A 4,710-nucleotide genomic window follows, 5' to 3' on the forward strand; every position below is an offset into this window, starting at 1 on the left:
CTCAACAGCTCCTTAGACTTATCGGAAGATGAGTTGGAGATGTTGCGATTGTATCGCGCACTTCCAAAATCAGAGCAGCAAGCACAAATCAGCGAACTCCGTGCCCGTGTTGAGAATTTTAATCGCCTATTTACCGAGCTACTAGAAGCTCGCAAACGTAACAAACATCAATAACCCACTCCTTCACAAATTTTAAAGCCTTACATTTCAATGTATTGGCTTTGTTTTGCATTAAACATTGAGTTTTCTCATCAAAAACACTTGACCTATTACCATGAGAAAACTAAATTATCTTCCATCAAGACACCGCACGGTGTTCTCAGCAAACAGTTCCGCCACCCTGGCGTTAAGGGGAAATGAGGTCAACATGGATACTATCGATCTTGGCAACAACGAATCTCTGGCATACGGCGTGTTTCCTAACCAGGACGGTACGTTCACCGCGATGACGTATACCAAAAGCAAAACGTTTAAAACCGAAAATGGTGCCCGTCGCTGGCTGGAAAGAAACTCAGGTGAGTGATATGGATTTCGACGCAATCATGGAAAAGGCTTACGAAGAATACTTCGAAGGCCTTGCCGAAGGCGAAGAAGCTCTCAGCTTCAGTGAGTTTAAACAGGCGCTTTCCAGTTTCGCGAGTGATTAAAACTACTGACCAATGAGCTCAAGCACTTCTCCACAGATGAAGTGCGGGCGCCGGACACGGATAAGCATCCGGCATGTTCTTTAAAAATCTGGATAGTCCCAACTTATTAAGCGGTTAATTATCTTGAGTTCATCCAGAACTTATTATTGCAAGCGGGGCAAAAAGTACGAAAATGAGCATCAAGGCGCATTATTTCCATTGGTTGCAGTACAGATATTACCTTTTTTCCAAAACATTGTGGGCAAAGATGCACTGTTATCTCAGTATCGCCTATAAATTGCTTCTTGGAATACACAAGAGTTCCAGAATCAAGCTTGTTAAGTTTGTAACCTTCCGCCTGTTGCTGAAAGTCTTCTATCTCTGCAATTTTTGCTTTGAGAGATGCGGCTTCTTCCTGATAAGAGCGCACCATCTCAATGAGCGATACGCATTCAAACTGAACAGACGTAAGTTTTGAAAGCATATCGCTGACAGCGGAATTTATCTCAGTTTGATTTTTGGCATTCAGAATACCCTTTGCCATTACCGCAGTTTCTTTGATTGCCGACATTGCTGCTGAGAACTCAACTATCACGTTACATACTCTTCTCGTTGTTGGGGATATCCGGATTATACAAATTTCTTGTTGTTGGGGAATAACAGGAACCACCTCGCCTGACGTGGTTAAAAGCAGGCACACAACACGAAAGCGCACGGCGAAGTCACTTCTCCCTCTGTTGCGTGCCGCCGGCATCTTAGTCCGTGCGCTTCCGGTTGTGGCAATCAGCTACAACAACCCATGTTGATTACCTTTTGGCGGGTATCCGTTTTGTTTTCCCTGTGATACCCGCCCTTTTTAAAGTGAATTTTGTGATGCGGTGAATGCGGCTCAGTTAAAACAGTAAAGTGACCTTTTACTGGCGTAACGAAACTCCTTATACATCCGGCGTTAATTGTTAACTGGTTAACGTCACCTGGAGGCACCAGGCACCGCATCACAAAATTCATTCCTGAGGACGCGATAATGGAAACGTTATTACTCAATTCCACTACGCCTGAAACTCGTTTTGAAATTGGCGTTATTACTGGCAAAAAACAGTTTATTGAAGATGCCATTAACCAGATAAAGCGCGAACCGAATTTATTAAATAAGGTATGCATTGCTTCAATGCTGGCCCGTTCACGCCTGATGCAAAAAGGATACTGGCAATGAATACTGCTATTGCTCTCACTCTGACCGTTTTTCTTAATACGGGCGAACCGGTTGATGTGGTTACGGGTATATATGGTTCAATGAAAGAGTGCATGGCTGCCGCAGCGGAACAGAAAATTCCCGGCAACTGTTATCCGGTTGATAAAGTTATTCGCATGGATAATAACGAAGTCCCGGCAGGGCTTTAAACCAGCACCGTAATAAATATCCGGTTTCATTTTTATATGCCAGCAATGGCAGGGATTTGTTCACCCTTAAATCTGTAATGAGGTTAAAACAAAATGAGTAAAGTCTTTATTTGCGCCGCCATTCCGGACGAACAGGCAATAAAGGAAGAAGGTGCAGTTGCTGTAGCCACTGCCATTGAAGCCGGCGACGAGCGCCGCGCCCGTGCAAAATTTGCATGGCAATTCCTGGAGCAATATCCGGCAGCTCAGGACTGCGCTTATAAATTTCTTGTCTGTGAGGATAAACCTGGCATGCCCCGCCCTGCCATTGATTCCTGGGATACCGAATATATGCAGGAAAACCGCTGGGATGAGGGATCGTCTTCCTTTGTCCCGGTCGAACCAGAGCCGAATACAGAAATTGTTAACTTTGATCAGTTATCCGACGACAAACAGGCCGCTGTTCTCGTTAAGTTTGGCGCACATGAAAACGTCACCGTGGATATGGTCATCAACGCAAGCGGGCTTCTTGGCGATGACGACATGATGACCTTTGACGGACACCTCGCAGAGGCAATTATCCGGACTAAAGAAATTAACGCCATGTATCCGGAACGTCAGATTGAATACATCAACGATGCCAGACGTGATTTAAAACCAACCGCCAAATGGCCCGACGTTCAGGCATATTTTCTCGACCGTAAAAAACGCCTGGAAAAGGAGCGCAAAGAAGGTGGTGCATATACTTCTGTTGTTGATCTTGCCCGCGCCAAAGTCAACCGACAGCACACTGAAAACCCGGCGGGAAAAATCCCCCCTGTCACTGCTACCATTCGTCGCGAATACAAGCAGACATGGAAAACGCTGGACGACGAACTGGCCTACGCTCTCTGGCCTGGAGACGTGGATGCCGGAAACATTGACGGCAACATCCACCGCTGGGCAAAAAATGAAGTTATCGCCAAAGATCGCGAAGACTGGAAGCGCATCTCCGCATCAATGCGCAAACAGCCTGATGCCATTCGCTACACTCGTCAGACGATTTTTGGTCTTGTTCGTGAACGTCCGATCGACATTCACAAGGATCCCGTGGCGCTGAGCAAATACATTACTGAATACCTGACTACAAAGGGCGTATTTGAAGATGAAGGAACAAATCAGAGCACAACTAATACTCTCCCGTCGCCAGTACCAGAAGCTGATGCAGTGGAAACGGCAATTCCGGACAACGAAAAAACCGAATGCAAAGTGGAAGTCGAACCATCTGTAGAGCGTGAGGGGCCGTTCTATTTCCTCTTCACCGATAAGGATGGCGAAAAATACGGTCGCGCAAACAAACTTTCTGGCCTGGACAGGGCGCTGGCTGCGGGGGCTACTGAAATCACGAAAGAAGAATATTTTGCCCGCAAAAACGGCACATACTCAGGTTCACAACAAAATACTGGTGCATCTGACACGACCGCACAACCAGAGCCGGTAAAAGTTACCGCTGACGAAGTAAACAAAATTATGCAGGCAGCCAATATCAGCCAGCCTGACGCCAATCAGTTGCTCGCTGCATCACGTGGTGAATTTGTTGCAGGGATTAGCGACCCGAATGATCCGAAATGGGTTAAGGGGATCCAGACCCGCGATTCTGTGAACCAGAACCAGCAAGAAACGGAACAGAACGACCAGAAAGCGGAACAAAACAGCCCAAATACGCAACAAAACGAGCCAGAAACGAAACAACCTGAACCAGTAGCGCAACAGGAACCGGAAAAGATCTGCACCGCCTGCGATCAGACCGGCGGCGGCAACAGCCCTGACTGTGGCGCGGTGATGGGCGACGCGACATATCAGAAAACATTCAATGGAGAAAATCAGGTTGAAGCTCAGGAAAATAATCCTGAAGAAATGGAAGGTGCTGAACATCCTCACAAGGAGAATGCTGTCGGTGATCATCACCACTCCAGCGGTAGTGAAACTGGCGTGGCGACAGATCCCTTAGTTAAGGTGAACGGTCATCATAAAACCACATCCACCAGCAGAGTATGGAGTCACCTGTCGGTCGACCTTGAAACGATGGGAACAAATCCTGATGCGCCAATCAACTCTATTGGCGGTAAATTTTTTGATCCCGAAACCGGAGAGATGGGACCGGAGTTCAGCAAAGCTATCGATCTGGAAACATCTGGCGGAATCATCGACCGGAAAGCAATAAAGTGGTGGGCGAAGCAATCACGCGAAGCGCAATCTGCCATTTTTACCGATGAAATCCCGTTAGATGACGCTCTACTGCAATTACGGGAATTTATCAACGAAAACTCCGGCGAAAGTTTTGTCCAAATCTGGGGAAATGGAGCCAACTTCGACAATGTGATTTTACGCCGTTCATATGAACGGCAGGGGATCCCCTGCCCGTGGCGTTACTACAACGATCGCGATGTGCGCACAATCGTTGAGCTGGGAAAAGCCCTGGACTTCGATGTCAGGACGGCTATTCCATTCGAAGGTGTACCTCACAATGCACTCGATGATGCACGCCACCAGGCAAAACAAGTTTCAGCAATCTGGCAAAAACTGATCCCAAATCAGGCTGATTTTAATGTTCAACCATGACCGCCATCTCCGGATTATATTGACGGCGGTCATGCTGTAAGGCACGTGACCACATGTACGAATTAACGCTATCGCCAGCAGAGATTCAAGAGATCACGAGATA

Annotated in this window: 6 protein-coding genes and 1 pseudogene; 6 read left to right on the top strand and 1 reads right to left on the bottom strand. The window is 47.0% G+C overall.

From position 1 onward, the window contains the following. The 3 genes and pseudogenes from FFT88_RS25745 to FFT88_RS25885 all read left to right on the top strand — a co-directional run. Nucleotides 1–174: pseudogene (locus FFT88_RS25745) on the top strand (transcriptional regulator); the annotation flags it as partial. A 193-nt stretch (nt 175–367) separates the two neighbouring features. Continuing rightward, a complete protein-coding gene (locus FFT88_RS23965; protein WP_135405932.1) occupies nt 368–523 on the top strand; it encodes a DUF1391 family protein in 156 nt (51 codons plus the stop codon). Between the two features lies 1 nt (nt 524). Continuing rightward, nucleotides 525–647, top strand: coding sequence for a hypothetical protein (locus FFT88_RS25885; RefSeq protein WP_276609675.1), 123 nt, complete (start codon nt 525–527; stop codon nt 645–647). A 118-nt stretch (nt 648–765) separates the two neighbouring features. Here the strand turns inward: FFT88_RS25885 and FFT88_RS23970 are convergent, their stop codons facing one another. Continuing rightward, nucleotides 766–1,221, bottom strand: coding sequence for a hypothetical protein (locus tag FFT88_RS23970; RefSeq protein WP_240731095.1), 456 nt, complete (start codon nt 1,219–1,221; stop codon nt 766–768). 342 nt (nt 1,222–1,563) lie between these two features. On the opposite strand from FFT88_RS23970, the gene dicB reads away from it, so the two are divergent. The 3 genes from dicB to FFT88_RS23985 all read left to right on the top strand — a co-directional run bounded on the left by dicB (nt 1,564) and on the right by FFT88_RS23985 (nt 4,607). Beyond that, nucleotides 1,564–1,839 (top strand): cell division inhibition protein DicB, encoded by a 276-nt coding sequence (gene dicB / locus FFT88_RS23975; RefSeq protein WP_240731096.1) that lies wholly within the window; start codon nt 1,564–1,566, stop codon nt 1,837–1,839. Then, nucleotides 1,836–2,027 carry a DUF1482 family protein gene (locus FFT88_RS23980; RefSeq protein ID WP_135405930.1) on the top strand — a complete coding sequence of 64 codons (192 nt, stop codon included), beginning with the start codon at nt 1,836–1,838 and terminating at the stop codon, nt 2,025–2,027. The genes dicB and FFT88_RS23980 overlap by 4 nt, the downstream gene beginning before the upstream one ends. Before the next feature lie 93 nt (nt 2,028–2,120). Beyond that, nucleotides 2,121–4,607, top strand: a complete 2,487-nt coding sequence (locus tag FFT88_RS23985) for an exonuclease (RefSeq protein WP_135405929.1) — start codon at nt 2,121–2,123, stop codon at nt 4,605–4,607. Nucleotides 4,608–4,710 lie beyond the last annotated feature (103 nt).

Source organism: Escherichia sp. E4930, assembly GCF_005845405.1.
GTDB lineage: Bacteria > Pseudomonadota > Gammaproteobacteria > Enterobacterales > Enterobacteriaceae > Escherichia.

Coding starts and splice junctions, on each gene's coding strand:
- FFT88_RS23965 (WP_135405932.1), top strand. CDS start 368: ATGGATACTATCGATCTTGGCAACAACGAATCTCTGGCATACGGCGTG.
- FFT88_RS25885 (WP_276609675.1), top strand. CDS start 525: ATGGATTTCGACGCAATCATGGAAAAGGCTTACGAAGAATACTTCGAA.
- FFT88_RS23980 (WP_135405930.1), top strand. CDS start 1,836: ATGAATACTGCTATTGCTCTCACTCTGACCGTTTTTCTTAATACGGGC.
- FFT88_RS23985 (WP_135405929.1), top strand. CDS start 2,121: ATGAGTAAAGTCTTTATTTGCGCCGCCATTCCGGACGAACAGGCAATA.